This window comes from Cohnella yongneupensis (genome assembly GCF_042655785.1).
In the GTDB taxonomy this organism is placed as follows: domain Bacteria; phylum Bacillota; class Bacilli; order Paenibacillales; family Paenibacillaceae; genus Cohnella; species Cohnella yongneupensis.
Window position 1 is genome coordinate 87,512 of sequence record NZ_JBHSNC010000017.1, and the last position, 21,080, is coordinate 108,591.

The following is a 21,080-nucleotide window of genomic DNA, read 5'->3' on the forward strand; positions in this document are numbered from 1 at the left end:
AAACAAACAAAACCGCTAAGGGTCGTTCCCCTTAGCGGTTTTGTTCGAGCGCATGCTTGTTATTGCATGCTTTCCATAGTCGGCTTCTTCATCGCCACAGCCCAAGTTTCCCTCAAATCGACCAAATAGTTCATTACCTCACGCGCAGGCACAACATCTTTGCGGGAATTCGCCTGAATCAGTTGGCGAATCATATACTCGTACAGCAGGACGAGATTATTTGAAATTTCGTAGTCGAAATTCAAGGATGCAATTAACTCGTGTATGATTCTCTGCGCTTTTTGCAAGTTCGTGTTCGCCTTCTCCGGTTTCCGTTCCTCGATGCTCTCGATGCCCGCTCGAACGAACTTAATAGCTCCGTCGTATAACATCAGGACGAGTTGCGGACCGGAGGTCTGAACCGCCGCTTGCTGGTACTTTTGATATGGATTGTTTATCATCTCATACCCCTTTATCGAACATGATGCTTTCTCCGAGGTTCATGTGGCCATAAGCGTTTATTTGTTTCTTCGTTACATTCATGCGCTGCATGCCGATTTCCGCTTCTTCCTTCAAAGCCAACATACGACTAAAAACAGCATTGTCATATTTGGCAAGCTCTTTCAGCAATAATTTCTCGTTATCGGTCAACGCACCCCGACATTTCACTTCATCCACTAATGTTTGCCTTAAGTCTGTCAATGCGACATAGGCTTCATATCCCGGATCCTGTTCCGGATCCGCCAGTCGCAACGATTCCGCTAGTACTTCTATGATTAGTTCTTCCATAGCGAATTAATTCGATCCGAACAAGGCGCTAGACTGCGATTGATAACGGTTCATCGCGGTTTCCATTGCCGTAAATTGCTTGTAGTAATTGACTTCCATACGATCAAGCCGCTCGTTGGTATTATCAATTTTGGTATCCAAACTTCGCAGTTGTTCGCTGATCCAGCTAGATTCAATGAAGCTCGTATCTTTACTGATGCTGTATTTGGACGTGCCGGCTTTGCTCGACAACTCTTCAATCGCTGTCATTAGCGTGTTCGACAATCTATTAAATAGCCCGTTATCCGGGTTGGTCGGTAAACCCTTCAGCTTCGAATTCGTCTGAGTCGTTTGTTGCGTGAAGAACTTCTCGACCTGATCCGGATTAGCTTCGATGGCCTGACGCAATTTCGCCTCGTCTTTGATTACCAGCTTGCCTCGTTGCGTCCAATCTCCTGTCTCAATACCTAGGGAAGCCAGATTGACTTTGACGCCGTCGATCGTAACGTCCGTCATAGACGCAAGCCGCATGCTATCTACCATGGTGGAAAGCGTTGGATCTCGGCGTATAAGACCGCTCTTAGCTTTATCTTCCCATAGCTTAATTTCATCTTCGCTCATTTCCGCTTTTTGTTCCGAAGTTAACGGAGGAAATTTGCGATAACGCTCTTCATTTACTTTGTCATTCACCGTTTCAAGCAAATCGTTATACTGATTGATGAACGTCTTGATCGAGTCAACTACTTTGTCTGTATCGGATGTAATGTTAAGCGTCGTGGCAGAGCCGGCGGATAAAGCATTCAACGTTATGGTGACGCCGTTCTCCGTGAACGTGTTGCTTGCGCGCTCCGTTTCGATGCCATTGATAACTACCTTGGCGTTCTGACCAACTGCCTCTCCTGACAAGTTGAATTTAGCAAACAAATCTCCGCTTACGGCCACTGATCCCGAACCGTCGGATTTAATTGTAAGTTTGCCAGTAGTTGCATCGATCGTAGCCGTCACGGCAGCACCCGCGTCGCTATTTATGGCACCTAGTAAGGTATCCAGCGTATCACTTTCGTTAACCGCTATCGTGCTGCCATTAATCGAAAAGCTGACTTTCCCGAGTCCATCGGCCGTATAGGAAAGCTTACCTGCTGCTTTTAACGTAGCTAGCGTATCAGTAGCAGTTGTCACTGCACCAATTCCGCTAGAGCTGGCTAGACCCCCGAGTTGAAAATCATCCAACAAGGTTCCACCGGTCGTGATAGGCGTTACTCCTCCCGTTTTGGAAGTGAGCGACAGCTTGCCGGTGGTGCCATCGATAAACGCAGTCACGTTCATATCTTTATCCGCATTAATCTTGGCTACCATCGAATTGAGCGTATCAACCGTTTCGTCCAATTGAATCGTCTTATTGTTAATGGTAACGTCCACTTTGCCGCCGGTCGCCGTGTAGCTTAGAGAACTGCCGTTCAGTTTGTCTAGGGTTTTCGATTTATCGACCGGACCGACACCGCTAGTACTGACGACGGACGAGTATGTAGCTAACTGCTTGACTTCGATAGACATCGAACCCGCGATTGCATTAGAACCGGCTTGAGCGCTCACGGCGGACGTATTGCCTGAGGTCTTTACTTGCTTCGCGCTTACCATGCCTTGCAATCCGTAATTAAACAATTTATTATTGCGGAAATCAACCATCTTGATGTTTACGTCACGATATTGTTCCCGTTGCCATTCGAGCGTCGTCTTTTGTTGGTTTAATTTATCGAGCGGCGCGCGCTGCGCCTTCATTAAATTTTTGACGATACTATCGATGTCTAGCCCGGAAGAAAGCCCCGAAATTCTCATCGTCATCGTATTCGCCTCCTATACTTTCTCATCTATCAAGATGCCGGCAAATTCCATCATTTTAGCAACCAAATCTAAAGTCTTCTCCGGTGGGATCTCACGAATCAGTTCACCGGTTTCTTTGTTAAACACTTTCACGGTGACGGCTTTCGTCTCCTTATGCACTTTCATCTCGAAAGTCGTGGATGGACCCTCCAACGCCTTGATTGCACGGTCGATTGCTTTGATCAGCTGTTCTTCGCCTACCGACAGCTTGACACCTTGCAGCTCGGCGTTGTGCATTTCCTTGCCGGTACGAACAAGTTCCGCATCAAGTGCCGATCCCGCAGGCTTCACTGGAACGTTCTCAGTCGTGAATTTATTGGTCGCTGCGGTATTACTAGCAGTTGATACGCTCATCATGGGCGAGGACTGAATCTTCATCTAATCACTCCGTCCGAAATAATAGTGCTATCTATTATATCGACGAATGGCAAGCCTTTCTTTAGCAGAAAATAAAAAAAAAGACCTTGGAAAGAATCCAAGGTCTTTTTTGCGAGCGATGATTAACGCAGAAGCGACAATACGCCTTGTGGCGCGGAGTTCGCTTGCGCAAGCATTGCTTGCGAGGATTGAAGCAAGATTTGGTTCTTCGACAGCTCGACCATTTCCTTCGCCATGTCCGTATCGCGAATACGGGACTCGGATGCCGTAAGGTTCTCGATCGTCGTGCCGAGGTTGTTGGAAGTGTATTCCAAACGGTTTTGCATAGCACCAAGGGTTGCACGTTGCGTGGAAACAGCGTCGATAGCCTTATCGATACCGGCGATTTTGGCAGAAGTTGCCAGACCGTAGAAGCTAGCCGTAGCAACACCAGTGATGCTGATCGTTACGGAGTTATCATCAGCTTGAATGCTGATCGTGCTCGTAATGTTGATGCCGTTGAACGTCGTGTTGTCCATGATGCTGTCGATTTGGCTGGAAAGTGCGTTCAGCTCAACGTCGATGTTGGCTTGTTGGCTCGTAGTGTACGTACCGTTAGCTCTTTGAACATGCAGCTCTTTCATACGACCAAGCATGGAGCTGATTTCGTTCATTGCGCCCTCTGCTGTTTGTACGAAGGAGATACCGTCTTGAACGTTGCGTTGAGCTTGCTCAAGACCGCGGATTTGACCGCGCATTTTCTCGGATACAGCAAGACCTGCAGCATCGTCGCCTGCACGGTTAATACGAAGACCGGAAGAGAGCTTCTCCATGTTCTTGCCAGTTGCTACGTTGTTCAACGTCATGTTGCGGTGGTTGTTAAGAGCTGTAATGTTGTGGTTAATACGCATTGTAAATTTCCTCCCTGAAAGTAAAAGTATGTCCACATCCATGTGGATTTGCCAGAGTCAGGTCGGCCGCCCGGACTGGCTCTAACCTTATTATCGGCATTGGAACAAAATGTTTTATAGCTTTTGCGAACTTTTTTTCATTTTTTTTATTTTTTCTGCCAAGCTCGCCATATCGGTGTGCTGACTTACGGACTCCCTATTCATATCCTTCACGGATGTGATCAGCTCTTTACGTAAAATTTCGATATCTCTCGGAGCGGAGATGCCTATCTTAATCGTATCGCCGTCCACTTCCAGCACCGTAACTTCAATATGTTCTTGAATGACGATCGATTCGCCTTTACGACGGGAAAGCACCAGCATATGTCCACCCCTCCCTATTTCGGCTCGCTCGCCTCAAATAATGCATGCCTCGTCGTATAGCTTGTCTTGGCCAGAACGACTTGTTTGCCTAATCCGCTTACATGATTGATTATTACGGGCGCTACTAAATTCACGGTAGCCGCTTCCAATTCCCCATTAATAGATACGATTACGCGGACCACGACCTGATCGGAGGAACTTACATTCAGTGCCTCGACGACAGGATCAGGCAGCTCGCATTCGAAGTCAGGAAAAAACTCGAATGGATTGGTTACGATAAAGGAGATTTCGCTTTCATCGATACATTGCAAATAAGAAAAAGGCGCGTGGTCTTGAATTTCGACCAAAGCAAAGCGCTTCAAATTCTCGAATCCGGGAATCCCTTGTTCAAAACGGATAACCTCTTGGTCTTGGATGTCCATCTCTCCGAATCTTTTCGTATGTACGTTCATATCGTTCCCCCGAAGTATTCAAAATAAATAAAAGCTATAGCGCGCACAGAATCTCGCCTATAGCTGGTTTATGCCGAGATATCGATCACCGGCGGAGTTATTGTTACTTTGGGATATTGTTCCATGTAGATGTTGACGGAACCTCTGTGGAAATTGATATCCGGACGCTGAATTTGCGCTTGTACATTGAGCTCGCCGGGAACAAACTGAATGTCCGGATCGTTCGGGATATAATTAAATTGCGTGTTATCTACGGATGCTTCCCCGTACACCTGTAAATCGGGTGCTCCCTCGATAAATTCGTCCAAAGCCATATCAGGAATCGGATTCCCTTTTATTCGAAGGTCCCCTAGCTGATTCCCCTGTGCTACGATCTCGCTAATATTCTGCTGAGCGATCTGCTTGTACTGCGAATAGATACGGCTCCAGAATACTTCCATATTCCCCCCGTCCAGCGCCTCCCATGTTCGGGAGTTGTCAATGTTGAGCTGCCCGGGCCTGTTATGGGCGATAATCTCCGGTTTCCTGGAACTGATGTTAAGCACCGGTTGCGGTCTACGGATCTCATACTGACCTCGTTCGGAATGAATCCCGATCTTGCCTTTCTGGGATTGAACCGATATGAATGGAACCAATTCAATCCCTCCTATCCGCTAACATTATCTGAGAAAATCGACGAGCGTCGGTTGAATGACTTTGGATCCGACCGAAAGAGATGCTTGATACACGCTCTCATTAACCTTCGATTTAATGATAAGCTCCTCCATATCCGCATCCTCGGTTTTCGATTGCAGGGTTTGGAGGTTGACGTTCAAGTCTTTCAACCGGTCTTCTATGAGCTCCACTCGGTTTACGCGAGCCCCGACTTCCGCTTGCTGCGTCAATACTTTGCCGTACCTGCTCTCGAGATTGGAAAGCTCGGAGTTAACGTCCTCATGTTTGCCGGCACGCAACGCCTTTATCATCTGATCGAGAACATGGAACAGGTTGTCATCTTCGTTCTTCGGAGCCGTTACGCCAGTTGGAGGATAACCAAACACATCGTTACCTTTCAAGTTAACGTCCAATTGAACGCCCGTATTAACGATGTAGTTGATGTCGCCGTTATCTGTTACGACTTTGGCCGGATCCAATGAAGGATCATACGTGATTTTGTCCGTAAATTGACCGTTGAATACATATTTCCCTTTAAATTGGCTGTTGGCAATATCAACGACTTGCGCTTTCAATTGCTCTAACTCATTCGCGATATTGTCCAGAGCCACCTGAGGGTTCGTCCCCGTGGCGCCTTGCACGCCAAGTTCTTTGGCCCTCTTGATGACATCGCCGACTTGAGATAGCATCGTATCGTTGAAATCCAGCCATGAAGTCGCCGTATCGACGTTGGACTGGTAGCGATCGTTTACGGCTAGATCGCTGCGATAGCGAAGGGCATAAGTGATACCCACCGGATCGTCCGAAGGACGGTTAATGTTGCGACCCGTCGCAAGTTTCTCTTGCAAACTCGCCGACTGACCCAAGTTCGAGCTAATATTGCGCAGCAGTTGCGATGTAATGGTCCCTTGCGTCACGCGACCCATCATAAGGGGTAGCCTCGCTTTCTAATACGAATTATTATCTGCCCACTGTGCCCATTCCGTTAATAATCTTGTCCAACGTTTCGTCGATCGTCGTCATAAATCGGGCTGCGGCGTTGTATGCATGTTGGAATTTGATCATATTGGCCATTTCTTCGTCAAGCGACACTCCGCTGACGGACTGACGGCGGGAGTCGACTTGATCGACGACCATTTGGGAGTTCGCCGATTGGCGTTCCGCTTCTTGCGTTTGGATACCGAGCTGACCGACCACGGAGCGGAAAAAGTCGCTGACCGTGCCTTCCCCCGTGATGGCGGTTGCGCTGACGGAACCGAAGTCAATCTTCATATCGTTGAACTGGGCGATCAACATCGCCACGTCTTTATTCCCTTTTACGACGCTTTCCGTCGTTCCGTTCGTTACCGTACGCATCGAGGAGGCGATATTGGAAGCATCCGCTTCGATATCCGTGCTAATGGTAATGTTACCCGCAGTTACCGGTCCGCCATCTTTGGAAACGAAAAACGGTCCGCCGGCTTTAAGGGGATCTTGGGCAGTATAACCAAGCTGATGCAGACCATTAAGCCCTTTGACTGTAACGGTAAGATCGGTAGCCAACGTCCGGGCAGGGCCGCGATATACGGTTCCATCCAGCTCGGTTCCTTCCGGCAATACGGATCCGGCCGGTATGGTGACCTTAACGTCGCCATTAATCATGCCGTCAACAAGCGTGTTCAGCTGATTCTGATAATCGACGACGAATTGATCACGGGAGCGAATCATCCCGAACACTTCACCGCCGGTCAAATCCGAACCCGCGCTCGCCACGAGGCCATCTTCCGTCAGTACGGTTGCGTTAGCGTTATCTACCAACATTTGCGAGCCCATTGTAACCTGATACGAATCGGAAGTTTCCCGTACGCTAATGTTAGCGACTTTGGACAGCTCGTCCACCAATACGTCCCGTTGATCGCGCAAGTCGTTCGCATTATCTCCGAAAGCTTCGATTCGGCGTATTTGCTGGGACAACTCGGAGATCGTCTTGATGGACGTGTTCATCTGCGCGACTTTGACTCCGATGTTCTCGCTAAGGTCCGAGCGCAATTCCTCCAACTGCTTGCTAGTCTGATTGAAAGCATCAGTCAAAGCACGGGCGGTTTCCCGAACGAGCTTCCGAGCCGTTAAATCTTCCGGATTCTCGCTAAGATCGTGCCAGGAGTTCCAGAACTTATCTAGAACGGAACGCAATCCGGAATCGGAAGGTTCGTTGACGATTGTCTCTAATTTCTGCAGTGTATCTTGCTGAATCGTGAAACTGCCGAGATTCTTATTTTCATTGCGGAATTGATCATCTAAGAAGTTTTCGCGGATTCTCGTAATCGAATTGAACTCGACTCCAGTACCCAGTTGGCCAGGTGCAGTCGACTTCGTCATACCGACGGCTTCCATAGGTTTGGAAGCGACCATATTAACCGATTGGCGCGAATAGCCAACCGTATTCGCATTCGCCACGTTGTGGCCCGTAGTTTGCAGCGCTACTTGCTGCGCTACTAAGCTTCTCCTGGCCGTTTCCAATCCGTGAAAAGTTGATCTCATGTCATCTTCCTCGTTTCATTCCTATGATGGTTGCCTTATGCCCGGGAATCGAACATCTTAAGATTCAATTTCCCTTGCGTAGTATCGGAAGGTTTCTTATATACGTAATCTTGATCATCGTATACGCCGGTCAGCAAACTCAACGAAAAATCGTTGAAATCGATCGCTTGCTGTGTTAAACGGCTATTAATGTGCCCAAGGTTCTTCAACCGCCCCAACTTGAGGGACAACCGTTCTGCCAATTCCGTCAGCTTCAACTTATCTTCGGCATTCGTGACCATGCGGATCAGATCCGCGAGTTTATAGCCCGATTGCGGTCGAAGCCCCATCGTTGACAACAAGACGACCACGGCCTTCTGACGGCGATTCTCGGCTTCCGCGACCAGCTTTACTAGCCGGGACTCCTTGTTCACGACTTCGTTCAATACATTTATGTCATTGCCGATTAAGGCTTCCTTCTTCCGCTCGGCCAGCACGATCAATTGATCGTGCTGCAGCACCATCGTCTCCAAAGCCTCGCATAATTCGCGGATGTCCATGCTGTCACCTTCTATCCCTTGCTTGCCGTTCGCTCCTTAGCGGATGAACGGAAGCAATTTTTCGGCTAATTCGCCTGCATCGACCGAGTAAGTACCCGACCGCACTTCATTCTTGAGTTCCTCGATGCGCTGAGCGCGATTCGGTTCTTCCGAACGTTGGGCGCCCAATAGTTCCATAGCTTCCGCGGAAAATTGAACCTCGTCCTTGCGCCGCTTGCCCGCGGCTTGATTAGTGCGCGTCTCGTTGTGTTGTTGGTAGGTTCTGTATGCGCCAATGCGTTGCGAATCGTTAATTTTCATTTCAATCACCTCAGCAAATAAAAAGACCGATAATCTATACTCCTATTATCGGTCAATGATTATGAATTGTTTAGAGAATGCGTTATTTACGATCTTTGTGCCTATCGGTAATTTGATAACCGCCGGAGCCCCGGTAGTCCTGCGCTGCGGAAAACCCTGAGTTCTTCGCGTTATTGACATCCTTCTGCAACCGCGTCCGGCAAGAATCGCACATGTTGCTCTCTCGAATGAGCGTTCCGCACACTTCGCAAGGATAAGTCATGTTCGGCGCATTAAGCAATGAGATTCGGCCCTCGCGAAGCCAGCGCGTGATCTGTTTAATGCTAGTCTCCGTCTCATTGGATAGCTCTTGAATCGTTAAGCCTTTATTCTTCCGGAGATGATCGACGCAACGCTCGTATTCCTTCTCCAGATCTTGGTGGCATTGATTGCATACTTCGCGAAAATGCTTAGAGAACAACCGACTACAGCGGGGACAGTGGGCAAGATTCATACTTCGTCCTCCTCCCAAACGACATTATTCGACTACCATTACGATCTATTATACTAAATTTTACAATAAGTTGCATGCATACTTAGAACTATGCCGAAGCGGAAGGCGCAGCCGGTTGCTTGGCCTTTTCTTTGTCGCCGTAAGTGGCCTGCAACTGCCCTGGCACGTTGCCGAAAATAAGCCAGGACCAATTCGTTAATCGACTGATTACCGTTACGACGACCCACGAAATGCCTAGCGCGCATACGAATCCGCCCGCGTACCACAGATGATGGATCATCGTGCCACCGCCTTCGACGGGGAATTTCCGGTAAACCATCAGCACGAGCGGATGGAACAAGTACACGCCGAACGAAACGACGCCGAGATGGCGCATCCTTCCGACAAGGAACGAGCTGTTCATCCGGCTTCCGAGAAGGAATGCCACTTGCATCAGGATGAGAGGCATTAACATCGTGTAGCCGTCCCAAAGCAAATCGTAAGTTAACTGCGAATAACGCGTGCCGTGCAGCCTCGCATTGTACCAAATCGTCACGTACGATGCGCCGAATGCGATCCATGTTCCCCACAGGATAACCCATGCGATAATCCGAGAAAGCTTTGCATTGGCCTTGGATATTATTAGCCAAGATTTTATGCGATCGAAGTATATGCCGAGCCACGCCCCGAGAAAATATTGTCCGAAGTACGAAGGCGACCAGCTGCCGCGGTTAGCGACTTGCCAGTATTCGCGATTGTAGTGGAAGAAAGCCCACTGCAAAGCTACGCCGAGCAGGAAAGATACGGCAGCCAACCACTTAGCGCGTTGAAGCAAGAACAATAGAATCGGGAACAAGAGATAGAGCTGAATGTTTATGAATACGAAGTATAAGTGCGTATAGGCTTTGCCGTGCAGAATTTCGTCCCACAGCTGCGGGAACATCGCCGACAAGTCCCAAGCTTTGTCGTTCTCGTACCATCTGATTACAAAGTACAGCGCCGAGAACAAAATATACGGAATCACGATATATGCGAATCTTTTGCGATAAAATTTCGCGAAGCGTTGGACCGTCAGCGGTTGCGGATAGTAATTGTAGAACAGCACGAAGCTGCTCAGCATGATGAAGGTCGTTGTACCGATCTTGAAGAAAATATTCAAGAAGTTGTAGAGACCGTAAATGCTCGTTTCTTTCATATCTAACGTTGCGAAAGAAACCGAGTGCACCATGATGACTCCGAATATCGCGATTGCCCGCACTAGATCAAGCTCTGATAATTTCGCGCGACGTTCCACTAGCGCCTCCCTCTCGAAATGCGTGCGAATCTCGCACGTTTCGACTCTTTCTTATCATCACCACATCATAACATAGAGAGAATTGCGCCGGGAAGAACAATCGATTGACAACTGCCCAGAGATGTCTAGGATCGGGCCCAAGTCAGGCCAAAGATACGGACGTTGCGAGCGTCGGTATGCGATTGTTGGAGGATTCGCGCACACTCATTAACCGTGCTTCCCGTCGTGTAGACGTCGTCGACCAGCAAGATGTTGCAGCGCAATTGGGGAAGGGGGGATACGAGCGCACCATGCGTTTCCTCACTCTCGAAAATGCCCCTCATGTCCGTGACGCGGCTTCGTCTGCTTTTGAGGCTTTGTTTTTCCGTGTGCCTCACCCTGCGCAGCATCGGCCGATAAGGGATGCCGTACCATTCGGATAGATGGAGCGCCAAACTCTCCGCTTGATTGAAGCCTCGTTCCCGATGTCTTTCCAAGGAGAGAGGCACGCTGGTGATCGCTTGGAAAAGAGGGGCGGAGTTAAGACTCGTGCGGATGGTGCGTTGAGTGCTATTGGTGCATTGTACTCTCTTGGCAGGAGCCTCCGAGAGCAGTAATTCTTCTAGCCGTTCAAGCGCCGAGGCGAGTATCGCCGCCAAAATCGGGGCCAACCGCTCATGTCCTCTATACTTATATCGGGCGAGCCACTCTTTCATCGCGTCATCGTAACGCACCGCGCATCGGCATGCCGCGTAATGCCGGATCGTTCTTCTCGCGCAATCCTCGCATGCCTCCGCGCGGCCGCAAATGCGGCAAAGCGGATGCGTGATCCACGGGATCGAAGCCAGGCATGCGCCGCATAACGCTTGCAAGTGGCGGCGCGGCGCAGGATTATGTATCGGGATCATACTCGAAGACGTCGCCTGACACGGCCGACCGCATAACGGGCAAACACTGTGCGTATTGGAAAACCATCGGGACAGGCTATTCAGCAAACTCATGGCTTTGTGTCTCCTCTGGGGGCGATGAATAGCGGAAGGATGATTGATGGATTGAAGGTTTCAAATAGCCTTGGCGCGCGGCCAATCGGTTCATAGCGCGGATTTGACGGATCGCGCTTCTCTGCGAACCGGACAAGTGTCGCGAGACGAATAAGACGGAACCGCCCGGGTCGGCTGCGGCTCGCCCGGCGCGTCCGGCCATCTGGACGAGCGAGGCCGCATCGAATAGCGGAGCATCGGCGTCCAGAACGAAGACGTCGCTCTTCGGAATCGTGACGCCGCGCTCCAAGATCGTCGTCGTGACGAGCACGCGGATCGCACGATCGCGAAACCCGGATACTTTGTCCGCGCGGAGCGAATCCTTAGAAGAAGTGCCATCGATCTGCGCGGCGTGCTCGATTCCAAGCGCGATAGCGGTTTGTCGTAATAGTCGCACTAGCGGTTCAACGTGGCGGATCATCGGAACGAATACGAAAGCTTGCGCCCCGCGCAGCACGGATTGCCGAAGCGCCTTAAGCATCGGCGACGGTAATTTGCCGTTTCTGAACCAACGGGATAACGGCGGAAGCGCAATTCGCCTCGGCACAGGTAGCGGATGCCCATGGAAGCGAACGGGCACCCTTGCGCAAGCGAGCCTGCGGCGAGCGACTTCCCGCTGCATATCTGGCGGAGGCGTGGCGCTAAGATACAGTGTCTTGCCCGATTCGCGGCAGCACTTAGCCGCCGCGAATTGCAGCATTCTGTCGTCGCGGTAAGGGAATGCGTCCATCTCGTCTATTAGGACGAGATCGAAAGCTTCCTGGAAGCGAATGAGCTGATGCGTGGTGGCGAGCGTAAGCGCGCTGTTCTCCCAGCGATCGACGCTGCCGCCGTATAATACGGCGCGCGAGTGCTCGGGGAACGCCGCAGCTAGGCGCGGCGCAAGCTCCAGCACGACGTCCCGCCGGGGCGTCGCCACGAGCGCGCGACCGCCGCGCGATAAGACCGCGTCCAGCAGCGGGAAGATCATCTCTGTTTTGCCGGCGCCCGTGACTGCCCAGAGCAGGAACGCAGCGGGCTTACGGGCGGGGCCTCGCTCGCCCATAAGGAACCGCAACGCGGCGGCAGCAGCCTCGCGCTGCGCAAGGCTAAGGCTCCAGCGGCCGGGCAAGCTTGCGCCCGCCGCCGGAGCCGGCGATGGCGCGGCCGCTACGTCGCCGCGCGCTGCGCCTATGACGAGCAGCCCGCACGCGCGGCTGCGCCCCATCGTAAGGCATGCCTCGCAATAAGCGCAGGCATGCCCTCCGCAAGCGGCGCATGGCGTGCGCCGCAAGTGCTTGATGCCGCTGCCGCAGCGGCGGCATTGGAGCGCCGCGGAGCGGCGCTTGCGCAGCAGCCAGCCGCCCCATCGGCGGCGGGGCTCGGCTGCGCCTGTGGGCGCGACGGCGGCGACCAGCCGCACCGCGCCCGAGAGCATTGCCAGCTGCAGCGCGGCGAAGCACGCTGCAGGGTCGGCTCCGCCGGGCGCGGCGGCGAGCAGCTGCAGCGCCTCGCCCTCGAGCAGCGCGCGACCGGACAGGCGCGCGCCAACCTCCCGCGCCAGCTCCGCGATGCGGCGCCGCTCTCCTTGGCCGTAACGCTCGTCCAACGTCGTTACGACAACTGCAGTAAATGAACACGACTCCGCATAATACCCGTTAGACGCAATCTCTCCTCTATTTTCCGCATCCCATACCTCCTTTGCCGCCATGCACAGTTCATCCCACATCTCCTGCACCGATAACTCAACGCCAGTCGACCTCATCTTCAACCGTTCGCAAGCTTGCTCCGCTATGCCAAGCGGCAACAGCTCAACCAACCTTACGATCTGCTCCTCGCGTCCGCTCTGCCTCCTCGCTTCCTCTTCCCGCTGCACCTCGGTCTTGCCCTGCCTCCTGGCTTTCTCTCCTCGCCGCTCCTCATCCCCACCCTGCCCTCTGCCTTCCTCTACACGCCACATCCCGCTCAGCCAATAATGCGCATCAACTTCCCAAGCAATCGAATAGTGAATCGCCCACCGATACTGCTCTCGCCCTTCAAATCTCACCGCATATAAGACAGCCCTCATGACAACCACCCCCGCTCCCCAACTCTCGCCGCATACAATACCGCCCTCACTACTACCGCCCCCTTGTCCGACGCGTCTCCATAGACGCAAAAAAGCACACTCCCTATCGTCCGGACGACGATCGAGGTGTGCTTCACCTGTTCTTACACTTAATTGTTATTGTAGGACAACTTCGGCAAAGCGACAAGTTCGATTTCTCTCCTTCCACTCCTCTAAAGCCGCCGGTAGGGCAGCTTAGAGATATGCTCTACGCACTCGAGCTCCACCCAAATGACCTGCTCGGGCTCGAATTGTTCCGCTTCGCGAGAGCGCTCCCAATGATGAATACGTGCTTTTTCCAATTCGTCCTCTCGTCTCACTATACCGATCCCGGCGTTCCCGCGAGCGAATTTTTCCATAATCGCTCCCGTCTCGTCGGACGAGTCCTCCAACACGACAGTGATGCCGATCTCCGTGCCCGTACGGCGCGAGTAACGTTGAAGCCCTCTGACATAACCTTCGATCTGCGTTTGATGATTGCCTGCGACCAGCACATAGTGACGGCGGCTTGCGCCCGCGCTTTTCCGATAAGCCCAATGCGCCCATACCGCAGCCGCTACGTAAAAGCCGAAAATCAATAGCAACTCGGGAATCACGGCGGCCACCTCCTTAGGGATGTGACTCAATATATGCCGAACGGAAGGAGTGAGTTACAACCGTAAGACTGTGTCGGCCAATTGACAATCCTCGAGCCTCGCCACTATACTAATTCGTAATATGGCAAGTGAAGCACACAGCCGCTTTTTCGTTCAGCCTACGCTGAATCGAATTAGCGGCTTTATTATTTATCAAGGGGCGACAGGCATGGATTTTCATACGGCATATGAGGCTTTCATCAACAAACATAGAAAGCTTCGTACGGGAAGACGCCTAACTCGGTTGATCGAAGGGCACGGTTATTTGGAAAAACTGGTTTTGCAAAATATTTGGTGGCCCGCTATCGGCAACTTCGACCATTTGCATCCCGAGTACGAGGTGAGCGATTTCCGCGACGGCACCCGTTTTCTCGATTTCGCCTGGTTACCCGGACCCATTAAATTAAACGTGGAAGGCGACGGCCACGAAACCCATGGCAACAAAATCAGCAAAGAGAATTTCTCCGACGAGCGCCTTCGGCAAAATCATCTGGTCATCGACGACTGGAAGGTACTCCGGTTTTCGCATGACAGCGTGAAAGATCAACCCCGCATGTGTCAGCAATTGCTGCAGCAGTTTATGGGGAAATTTTTCGGATCTCTTCGTAACCCGGCCGTAATGGTTTCTTTAGAGGAGAGGGAAATTTTGCGGCTGGCTTTTCGACTCGGCGGAGTCGTGTGTCCAGTAGAGGTTTGCATTCTGCTTCGCATAGAACAGCAAACAGCACGCAAACGGCTTCACGGTTTGTTAGAGAAGGGGCTGCTTGAGCCGGTTAGTCCAAGTAACCGCAGAGTTGCCCGTTACCGCGTTACGAAGTCGATCACCGATGAGCATCTGAGGTGAAACATGCGATACCCAGCGGCACCATTCACTTTGACGCAGGCCATTTAAGCCTGTTAACGATATAAGATATCGTTTACCGTAAGCGACTCCCCGCCGTACCTGATCATACGATATAAAATATCGGATAACTACGAAAATAACTTGGACACACGCCATTTCGGCCCGTTATACGATATAAAGTATCAGATAACCACGAAACTCACTTTGACACACGCCATTTCGGCCCGTTATACGATATAAAATATCGGATAACCACGAAACTCACTTTGACACACACCATTTCGGCCCGTTATACGATATAAAATATCGGATAACCACGAAACTCACTTTGACACACACCATTTCGGCCCGTTATACGATATAAATTATCGGATAACCGCGCACCTCACTTTGAAACACGCCATTTCGGTCCGTTATACGATATAAAATATCCGATAACCACGAAAATCACTTTGACATACGCCATTTCGGACGGTTATACGATATAAAATGTCGGATAACCACGCAACTCACTTTGACACACGCCATTCGGCCCGTTATACGATATAAAATATCCGATAACCACGAAAATCACTTTGACACACGCCATTTCGGCCCGTTATACGATATAAAATATCGGATAACCACGAAACTCACTTTGACACACACCATTTCGGCCCGTTATACGATATAAAGTATCGGATAGCACACCACACGGAATGCGGGGTGCGGGGTGCGGGGTGCGGGGTGCGGAATGCAGGGCGCGGGGTGCGGGGGTTACTATTCGCCAATCAAAAAAAGAACGGATGCCCTCCCCCTTGGAGAGCACCCGTTCTTCGTTACCTTATGTAGATAAGCCTATGATTATAGCGTTACCCAGCCATATTTGATCGAGTTAATAACCGCTTGCGTCCGATCGTCTACTTCCATCTTCTGAAGGATGCTGCTGACGTGGTTTTTGACCGTCTTCTCGCTGATGAACAGGTTCTCGCCGATCGTCTTGTTGCTCTTGCCTTCGGCCATCAGACGAAGCACTTCCGCTTCGCGTCTCGTCAGTGGATTGTTGCCGCGCGGAACGAACTTCGTAACCGTCTCGCGGCTGGCAGCTGCGCCCGAAGTCGCGCCAATCTCGTCGAGATACGTCATGCGGCGAAGCTGATTGATCAGCTTGCCCGTCACTTTCGGATGGATGTAGGCGTGTCCTTCCGCAACGGTACGAATCGCGTTAATGAGCGATTCGGCCTCCATGTCCTTCAGCAAATAGCCGGAAGCACCTTTGCGAAGCGTCTCGAACACGTAGCTCTCGTCGTCGTGGATAGATAGGATGATCACCTTGATATCGGGAAAAATATCGCGAAGACGTTCGGTCGCTATGACGCCGTTCTCGGTCGGCATATTAATATCGAGAAGGACGACGTCCGGTTTCTGGCGGTTGCAAAACTCGAGCACTTGAATGCCGTCGCCGCATTCGCCGATAACTTCCAAGTCGCTCTCCATGTTGAGAATGCGCTTGAGTCCCTCGCGGAAGAGCTGGTGATCGTCAGCCAGTAATACTTTAATGACGCGTGTCGCTGTTTTAGTCTCCACTTGCGATTAACTCCTTTCCTGGATCTGCTTTGATCGGTACTTCGATATTGAGCTTGGTGCCTTGTCCCGGTACGGATGAAATGTCCATCTTACCTTGCAACAGCTCGACCCGCTCCTTCATGCCGAGAATGCCAAATCGAGAATCGTACCGCGCCCTTGCAAGTACGATATCTAAATTGAAGCCTACGCCGTTATCCTCCACAACCATCTCTACCGTATCGTCCAAAAACGCGATCTCGAGCGATACATAAGTAGCCTGCGCGTGCTTGAGCGCATTGTTGAAGGCTTCCTGCACTAGGCGGAACAACGCTGCTTCCATCGCCGACGGCAACCGCTTCTCTTTGCCCGCGCTTTCGAAGACGGCGCGAATGCGCGTCCTCTCTTCGAAATCCTGCACGAACTTGCGAAGCGTTGGAATGAGCCCGAGATCATCGAGCGCCATCGGTCTGAGGTTGAAAATAATTTTACGAATCTCTTCGAGTCCGTAGCGGATTTGAGACTTCAGATCAATGAGCTCGTTGCGCACGACCTGCAGATCGCCCATGTCCAAGAGCCTCTCGGCGATCTCCGTTCTGAGCACAAGATTCGCGAGCGATTGAGCGGGACCGTCATGGATTTCCCTGGCGATGCGCTTGCGTTCGTCCTCTTGAGCGAGAATGATCTTCAGTCCGATCATCTGCCGGTTTTTCGCGAATTCGAGAATGCGCGTAACTTGATTCAAGTCGCCCGACAAGTAGTCGAGTACGACGGTCATCTGCAAATTGATCGTATCCGCGCGTTCGATCGACTGCTCAACGTTTCTGGCGCGCTTCTGCAGTTCGTCCCGGCGGGTTTTCAAGTAGTGTTCTTTTTCACGGTACACCATTAAATCCAATTGCATTTGCGTCGCTTTCTCGTAAGCGGACTTAATGTCGCTCTCCGAGTAACGGACGAAGTCGCGGCTCACTTCCGTAAGCCGAATTCTGGCCAGGCGGTAGTCCCGCTCCAGCCGATCGACTTTATCGATCGTGTCGGTCGTCTCCGCCAGCACGTTCTCGAGTTCATGGTTGAGGGATAACAGTTCGCGCCGCGCAGCTTCGCAAATCTCGAAGACTTGCATCTTGCTATCTTCCATTACGCTGATCGCATTCTGGATGACGCGGTCGATCTGGTCCGCACGAAAATCCATCTTACCTACTCCCTTGCATGAAAGACGTGCGCATTGTCCCAGTTATCCCTCTTGGCGCCGTTAATTCATTGTAAGCTAATATTTTTATCATAACATATATCGTCATAGCATTGAGAGAGCGTTATGGGGATTTTGAGATAAAATTAATGAATGGTAATTGTTTTGGTTTTGTCTTCCCAATCAACCATCTGGCCTAATTGCTCCGAGATGACGCGTACCGGCACGTACACGCTATTTTTCACCATGATCGGCGGCACGTTGATCGGCATGCGCACTCCGTTGACGGTCATCTCTTTCCTGTCGACCCATAGATCCAGCATCGTGTCTCCGCGCAATACGGTCACCCGGCGTTGCTTGTTGTCCCACTTCACTTCGGCTCCGAGACGGTCCGCGACGAACCGCAGCGGCAAGTAGTTCGTATACGTGCCTTTCTGCGTGAACGGCGCCCCCGGGAGCGTGACGGTTTCGCCGTCGACCGTCGCCTTGGTTTTGCCGACCTTCAGCACGATCGTCGGATGGTAGACGTTAATCGGCGCCGGCGGATATTGCACCATCACGTTGTCGAAAGCGATCTCGCCTTGCAACGCGCGCTCGTCTTGGTCTTCCTCCATATTGACGACATACAGCTTCGTGAGCTTGGCCGGACCTTTCAGCCCCGCCGCGGTCAAATCTACGCGAATCGTTTTCCAGCCGGACCAATCGATCTTATCGGCAATCGTCAGGAATACGGTCTCACCGTCGGCGTTAGTCGCTTCGGCGCGCAACCAGCTCATGCTATGGTCGCCCAATACGTCGAGCGTCAACGAAGTCGGATTGCCGTCGATCGCGATGCCGCCGTTCGCTTCGTTCAGCGTAGCGTAAGCGTACCGCTTACCCGCTCCAAGCGTGAAGTCGTACGACAGGAGCAGCGCGTTAGACGTCTCGTGCCCCGGAATGCCGGCCACGATCGAAGTAGTGCCGACCGTCTCCGCCGGAGTACCCGTGAAACCGATGTTGTAATCGACCTTCTCGAAATCCTCCAACGTCTTCTCCGTGCCCGGCGTTAACACCGCCATCGAACCGAAGCCGTCGTAACGTGCGATCGCGTACCCGGCGATAATACCCTTCTCTACCGTATCGACTGCGAGTTTACCGTTACTGACCGCACCGGTGAAGCCGCGGAACTCCCACGTGACCGAGGAAGCCGGAACGGCAAGCTCGCGTCCGTCGGTCAGCTGCGCTTTGACCGGAACCGAGATCGTAGCCCCCGGCTTAAGCACGGTCGAGCTAGGCTCTACGATTAGCCGCGCGACTTGCGCTTCGCCGATAATTTCCAAAGGCACGTTGGCTTTGGCGCTGCCCGCTTGCACGTTAAGCGTCGTCTTGCCCGCGGCAGCCACCTGGAGAATTCCTTCTTGGAATTCGCCCAGCTTATCGCTTAGGCTCCAAATCGGTTGCAAGCCTTTCGGGTCGATCGGATTGTAATAGTTGTCATATGCTTTAAGCGCGTAGGAAGCTTGTTGGCCGATGAACAGCGTCTTCGGTCCGCTGGCTACGATCCCTTTGATCGTCCCTATCGGAGCCGAAGTAAAGACGCCGATACCGTTCGTAACTTGACGTTGCGTCGTGCCGTAGAAGGTCGGATGCGCCAACGTCACCTGGAATTCGCCGAGCGGACGGGCAACCATCGTCGTAGAACCGCCGCCGTCCATGTTGACCGCTTTCCAGACGCCGAGCTCCTTCATCATTTGCTGAAGGTCCTTAAGCGAGACGCCCTCCCTTCCGCCGTTTTCCTCGACGGTGATCAGATACGCGGTGTTGCCGTCTTTGGAGTAACCTACCGCTGTACGCGCGCGATCCGCGGTTCCGCTGACGCCCGCGATATCCCGGGTGAACTTCGCAGGCTCGCCTTTGTCCATCAGCAGCGTATGTCCGCTGACCATCATTTGAAAATCGGCTTCCGTATATACTTTCTTGCTCGTCTGCGACACTAGCTGATATTGGGACGCGACTTTGTCGCCGACCTTCAGATGGTTCACGATGAATTTGCCGGAATCGAAGTTTTTGTGCCCGCGCAAAATGTATCCGTTCGCCGGAATCGTCTTAATGGGTAACGCCTTATCCGTGGACACTTGCGTGACGACGCCGTCTACGACGAGCGCCTCGACGGGCGAAATGCTACTCGCGGCCGGACGCTCCGCGCCAGTCCACGCGCTTGTGTAGATATAGAGAGCGTTATTGTGGCTGTAGCCTTTGTCGGGCTCCGTGCGGTAGGCGGATTTGTTAATGCCTGTCAAAGCAAAAATCGTTCCGTCCGCGGCGGTGACGTCTCCGGTGAACGTGAAGGCGTCGATCAGCGCTTTTTTGTCATTCGTTACCGCGAATGCGTACATCCCTTGAAGTTGCGAAGTGCTTACCAGAAGCTTGCCGGACGTAATTTGCGCCCCCATCGGCGCGCCTTCGCTAGTCGATCCGGTCTGGAACACGTCGCCGTTGATGCCCGCGACCGCTCCCGTCTCCTTGGCCATCGCACTGACGGACTGCCTTGCGGTAACGCTTCCGCCTTTGCCGCCTAGAGCGTCCAGGCGAACGAATTCGTTAGTCAGGTCGACTTGCAGCACGTGCATCACTTCGGTCGCTTGCGATTTGTCGGACGGTACCCATGCGTAAGTAATTTGCTTAACGCCGGAAGTAACCATCGACTCCCCTTGCTTGACAAGCTTATAAGTGACGGCGGCTTTCTCGGTTGCCGCGGCAGCGTGAGTAACGGAAGGGAATAAGCTAAAATCCAATGGCGTCGACAGGACTAGCATGCCTGCTATAATCGGCAGTACGAGTTTGGAAGTCTTCTTGCTTTGCATATGCATATTTGCTCTCCTGTAAGTCTATTCGAATTTGAGAGGAAGCGTTGCAGCTTCCCTATGTACTCTATTAAATAGACTCTACGAGAGTGAAAAAGTTACATGCGATAAGAGAAAGCGATCAGTTCTTCCGTAGCGACAAAATAAAGCTATTAATCTCGCGGGTTGCAAATGCTCATGAGTGAGAAAGCTAGCAGAGCGTGGCACCGTTGGAACGAGCGTCGAGCGAGGCTTTGGTGATTAGCGGTGCGTGACGAGGTTACACGAACAAATCCCGCAGGAGCGCCGCTGGAACGTTGCCTTACGAGGTTACACGAACAAATTCCGCAGGAGCGCCGCTGGAACGTTGCCTGACGAGGTTACACGAACAAATCCCGCAGGAGCGCCGCTGTAACGTTGCCTTATGAGGTTACACGAACAAATCCCGCAGGA

21 protein-coding genes are annotated in these 21,080 nt (G+C 52.0%); 1 reads left to right on the forward strand and 20 read right to left on the reverse strand.

What is annotated here, in order from left to right:
• Window positions 1-59: 59 nt before the first annotated feature.
• The 17 genes from fliS to ACFPQ4_RS05825 form a co-directional block, all read right to left on the reverse strand.
• Window positions 60-440: a flagellar export chaperone FliS gene (fliS, locus tag ACFPQ4_RS05745; protein WP_378110825.1), complete on the reverse strand. Its 381-nt coding sequence runs from the start codon at window positions 438-440 to the stop codon at window positions 60-62.
• A gap of 1 nt (window position 441) precedes the next feature.
• A complete protein-coding gene (locus tag ACFPQ4_RS05750; RefSeq protein WP_378110826.1) occupies window positions 442-768 on the reverse strand; it encodes a hypothetical protein in 327 nt (108 codons plus the stop codon).
• Between the two features lie 6 nt (window positions 769-774).
• The gene (fliD, locus tag ACFPQ4_RS05755; RefSeq protein WP_378110827.1) at window positions 775-2,589 is read right to left on the reverse strand and encodes a flagellar filament capping protein FliD; all 1,815 of its coding nucleotides are present in this window, start codon (window positions 2,587-2,589) and stop codon (window positions 775-777) included.
• Between the two features lie 12 nt (window positions 2,590-2,601).
• Window positions 2,602-3,006, reverse strand: coding sequence for a flagellar protein FlaG (locus ACFPQ4_RS05760; RefSeq protein WP_378110828.1), 405 nt, complete (start codon window positions 3,004-3,006; stop codon window positions 2,602-2,604).
• A 122-nt stretch (window positions 3,007-3,128) separates the two neighbouring features.
• Complete coding sequence (locus tag ACFPQ4_RS05765) at window positions 3,129-3,896, reverse strand: flagellin N-terminal helical domain-containing protein (RefSeq protein ID WP_378110829.1); 768 nt, start codon at window positions 3,894-3,896, stop codon at window positions 3,129-3,131.
• 114 nt (window positions 3,897-4,010) lie between these two features.
• Complete coding sequence (gene csrA / locus ACFPQ4_RS05770) at window positions 4,011-4,259, reverse strand: carbon storage regulator CsrA (RefSeq protein ID WP_378110830.1); 249 nt, start codon at window positions 4,257-4,259, stop codon at window positions 4,011-4,013.
• A gap of 14 nt (window positions 4,260-4,273) precedes the next feature.
• The gene (fliW, locus tag ACFPQ4_RS05775; protein ID WP_378110831.1) at window positions 4,274-4,711 is read right to left on the reverse strand and encodes a flagellar assembly protein FliW; all 438 of its coding nucleotides are present in this window, start codon (window positions 4,709-4,711) and stop codon (window positions 4,274-4,276) included.
• 68 nt (window positions 4,712-4,779) lie between these two features.
• The gene (locus ACFPQ4_RS05780) at window positions 4,780-5,346 is read right to left on the reverse strand and encodes a DUF6470 family protein (protein WP_378110832.1); all 567 of its coding nucleotides are present in this window, start codon (window positions 5,344-5,346) and stop codon (window positions 4,780-4,782) included.
• Between the two features lie 24 nt (window positions 5,347-5,370).
• Window positions 5,371-6,294 (reverse strand): flagellar hook-associated protein FlgL, encoded by a 924-nt coding sequence (gene flgL, locus ACFPQ4_RS05785; protein ID WP_378110833.1) that lies wholly within the window; start codon window positions 6,292-6,294, stop codon window positions 5,371-5,373.
• A gap of 31 nt (window positions 6,295-6,325) precedes the next feature.
• Complete coding sequence (gene flgK / locus ACFPQ4_RS05790) at window positions 6,326-7,885, reverse strand: flagellar hook-associated protein FlgK (protein WP_378110834.1); 1,560 nt, start codon at window positions 7,883-7,885, stop codon at window positions 6,326-6,328.
• A 35-nt stretch (window positions 7,886-7,920) separates the two neighbouring features.
• Window positions 7,921-8,424 carry a flagellar protein FlgN gene (locus ACFPQ4_RS05795; protein WP_378110835.1) on the reverse strand — a complete coding sequence of 168 codons (504 nt, stop codon included), beginning with the start codon at window positions 8,422-8,424 and terminating at the stop codon, window positions 7,921-7,923.
• Window positions 8,425-8,460: 36 nt separating this feature from the next.
• Complete coding sequence (gene flgM / locus ACFPQ4_RS05800) at window positions 8,461-8,724, reverse strand: flagellar biosynthesis anti-sigma factor FlgM (RefSeq protein WP_378110836.1); 264 nt, start codon at window positions 8,722-8,724, stop codon at window positions 8,461-8,463.
• An 82-nt stretch (window positions 8,725-8,806) separates the two neighbouring features.
• Entirely contained in the window at window positions 8,807-9,217 is a 411-nt protein-coding gene (locus tag ACFPQ4_RS05805; RefSeq protein ID WP_378110837.1) for a flagellar protein, read from the reverse strand.
• Between the two features lie 88 nt (window positions 9,218-9,305).
• On the reverse strand, window positions 9,306-10,490 hold the full coding sequence (locus ACFPQ4_RS05810) for an acyltransferase (RefSeq protein ID WP_378110838.1): 1,185 nt from the start codon (window positions 10,488-10,490) through the stop codon (window positions 9,306-9,308).
• Window positions 10,491-10,615: 125 nt separating this feature from the next.
• Window positions 10,616-11,377: a ComF family protein gene (locus tag ACFPQ4_RS05815; protein WP_378110839.1), complete on the reverse strand. Its 762-nt coding sequence runs from the start codon at window positions 11,375-11,377 to the stop codon at window positions 10,616-10,618.
• 76 nt (window positions 11,378-11,453) lie between these two features.
• Window positions 11,454-13,556 (reverse strand): helicase-related protein, encoded by a 2,103-nt coding sequence (locus tag ACFPQ4_RS05820; RefSeq protein WP_378110840.1) that lies wholly within the window; start codon window positions 13,554-13,556, stop codon window positions 11,454-11,456.
• A gap of 212 nt (window positions 13,557-13,768) precedes the next feature.
• Complete coding sequence (locus ACFPQ4_RS05825) at window positions 13,769-14,191, reverse strand: hypothetical protein (protein WP_378110841.1); 423 nt, start codon at window positions 14,189-14,191, stop codon at window positions 13,769-13,771.
• Between the two features lie 208 nt (window positions 14,192-14,399).
• Here ACFPQ4_RS05825 and ACFPQ4_RS05830 point away from each other — a divergent pair, with 208 nt between their 5' ends.
• Window positions 14,400-15,074 (forward strand): DNA-binding response regulator, encoded by a 675-nt coding sequence (locus ACFPQ4_RS05830; protein ID WP_378110842.1) that lies wholly within the window; start codon window positions 14,400-14,402, stop codon window positions 15,072-15,074.
• 843 nt (window positions 15,075-15,917) lie between these two features.
• Here the strand turns inward: ACFPQ4_RS05830 and ACFPQ4_RS05835 are convergent.
• The 3 genes from ACFPQ4_RS05835 to ACFPQ4_RS05845 all read right to left on the reverse strand — a co-directional run bounded on the left by ACFPQ4_RS05835 (window position 15,918) and on the right by ACFPQ4_RS05845 (window position 20,648).
• Window positions 15,918-16,640 (reverse strand): response regulator, encoded by a 723-nt coding sequence (locus tag ACFPQ4_RS05835; RefSeq protein ID WP_378110843.1) that lies wholly within the window; start codon window positions 16,638-16,640, stop codon window positions 15,918-15,920.
• Window positions 16,630-17,808, reverse strand: a complete 1,179-nt coding sequence (locus tag ACFPQ4_RS05840) for a sensor histidine kinase (protein WP_378110844.1) — start codon at window positions 17,806-17,808, stop codon at window positions 16,630-16,632. Before ACFPQ4_RS05840 ends, ACFPQ4_RS05835 begins: the two co-directional genes overlap by 11 nt.
• Window positions 17,809-17,951: 143 nt before the next feature.
• Window positions 17,952-20,648, reverse strand: coding sequence for a phosphodiester glycosidase family protein (locus ACFPQ4_RS05845; protein ID WP_378110845.1), 2,697 nt, complete (start codon window positions 20,646-20,648; stop codon window positions 17,952-17,954).
• Window positions 20,649-21,080 lie beyond the last annotated feature (432 nt).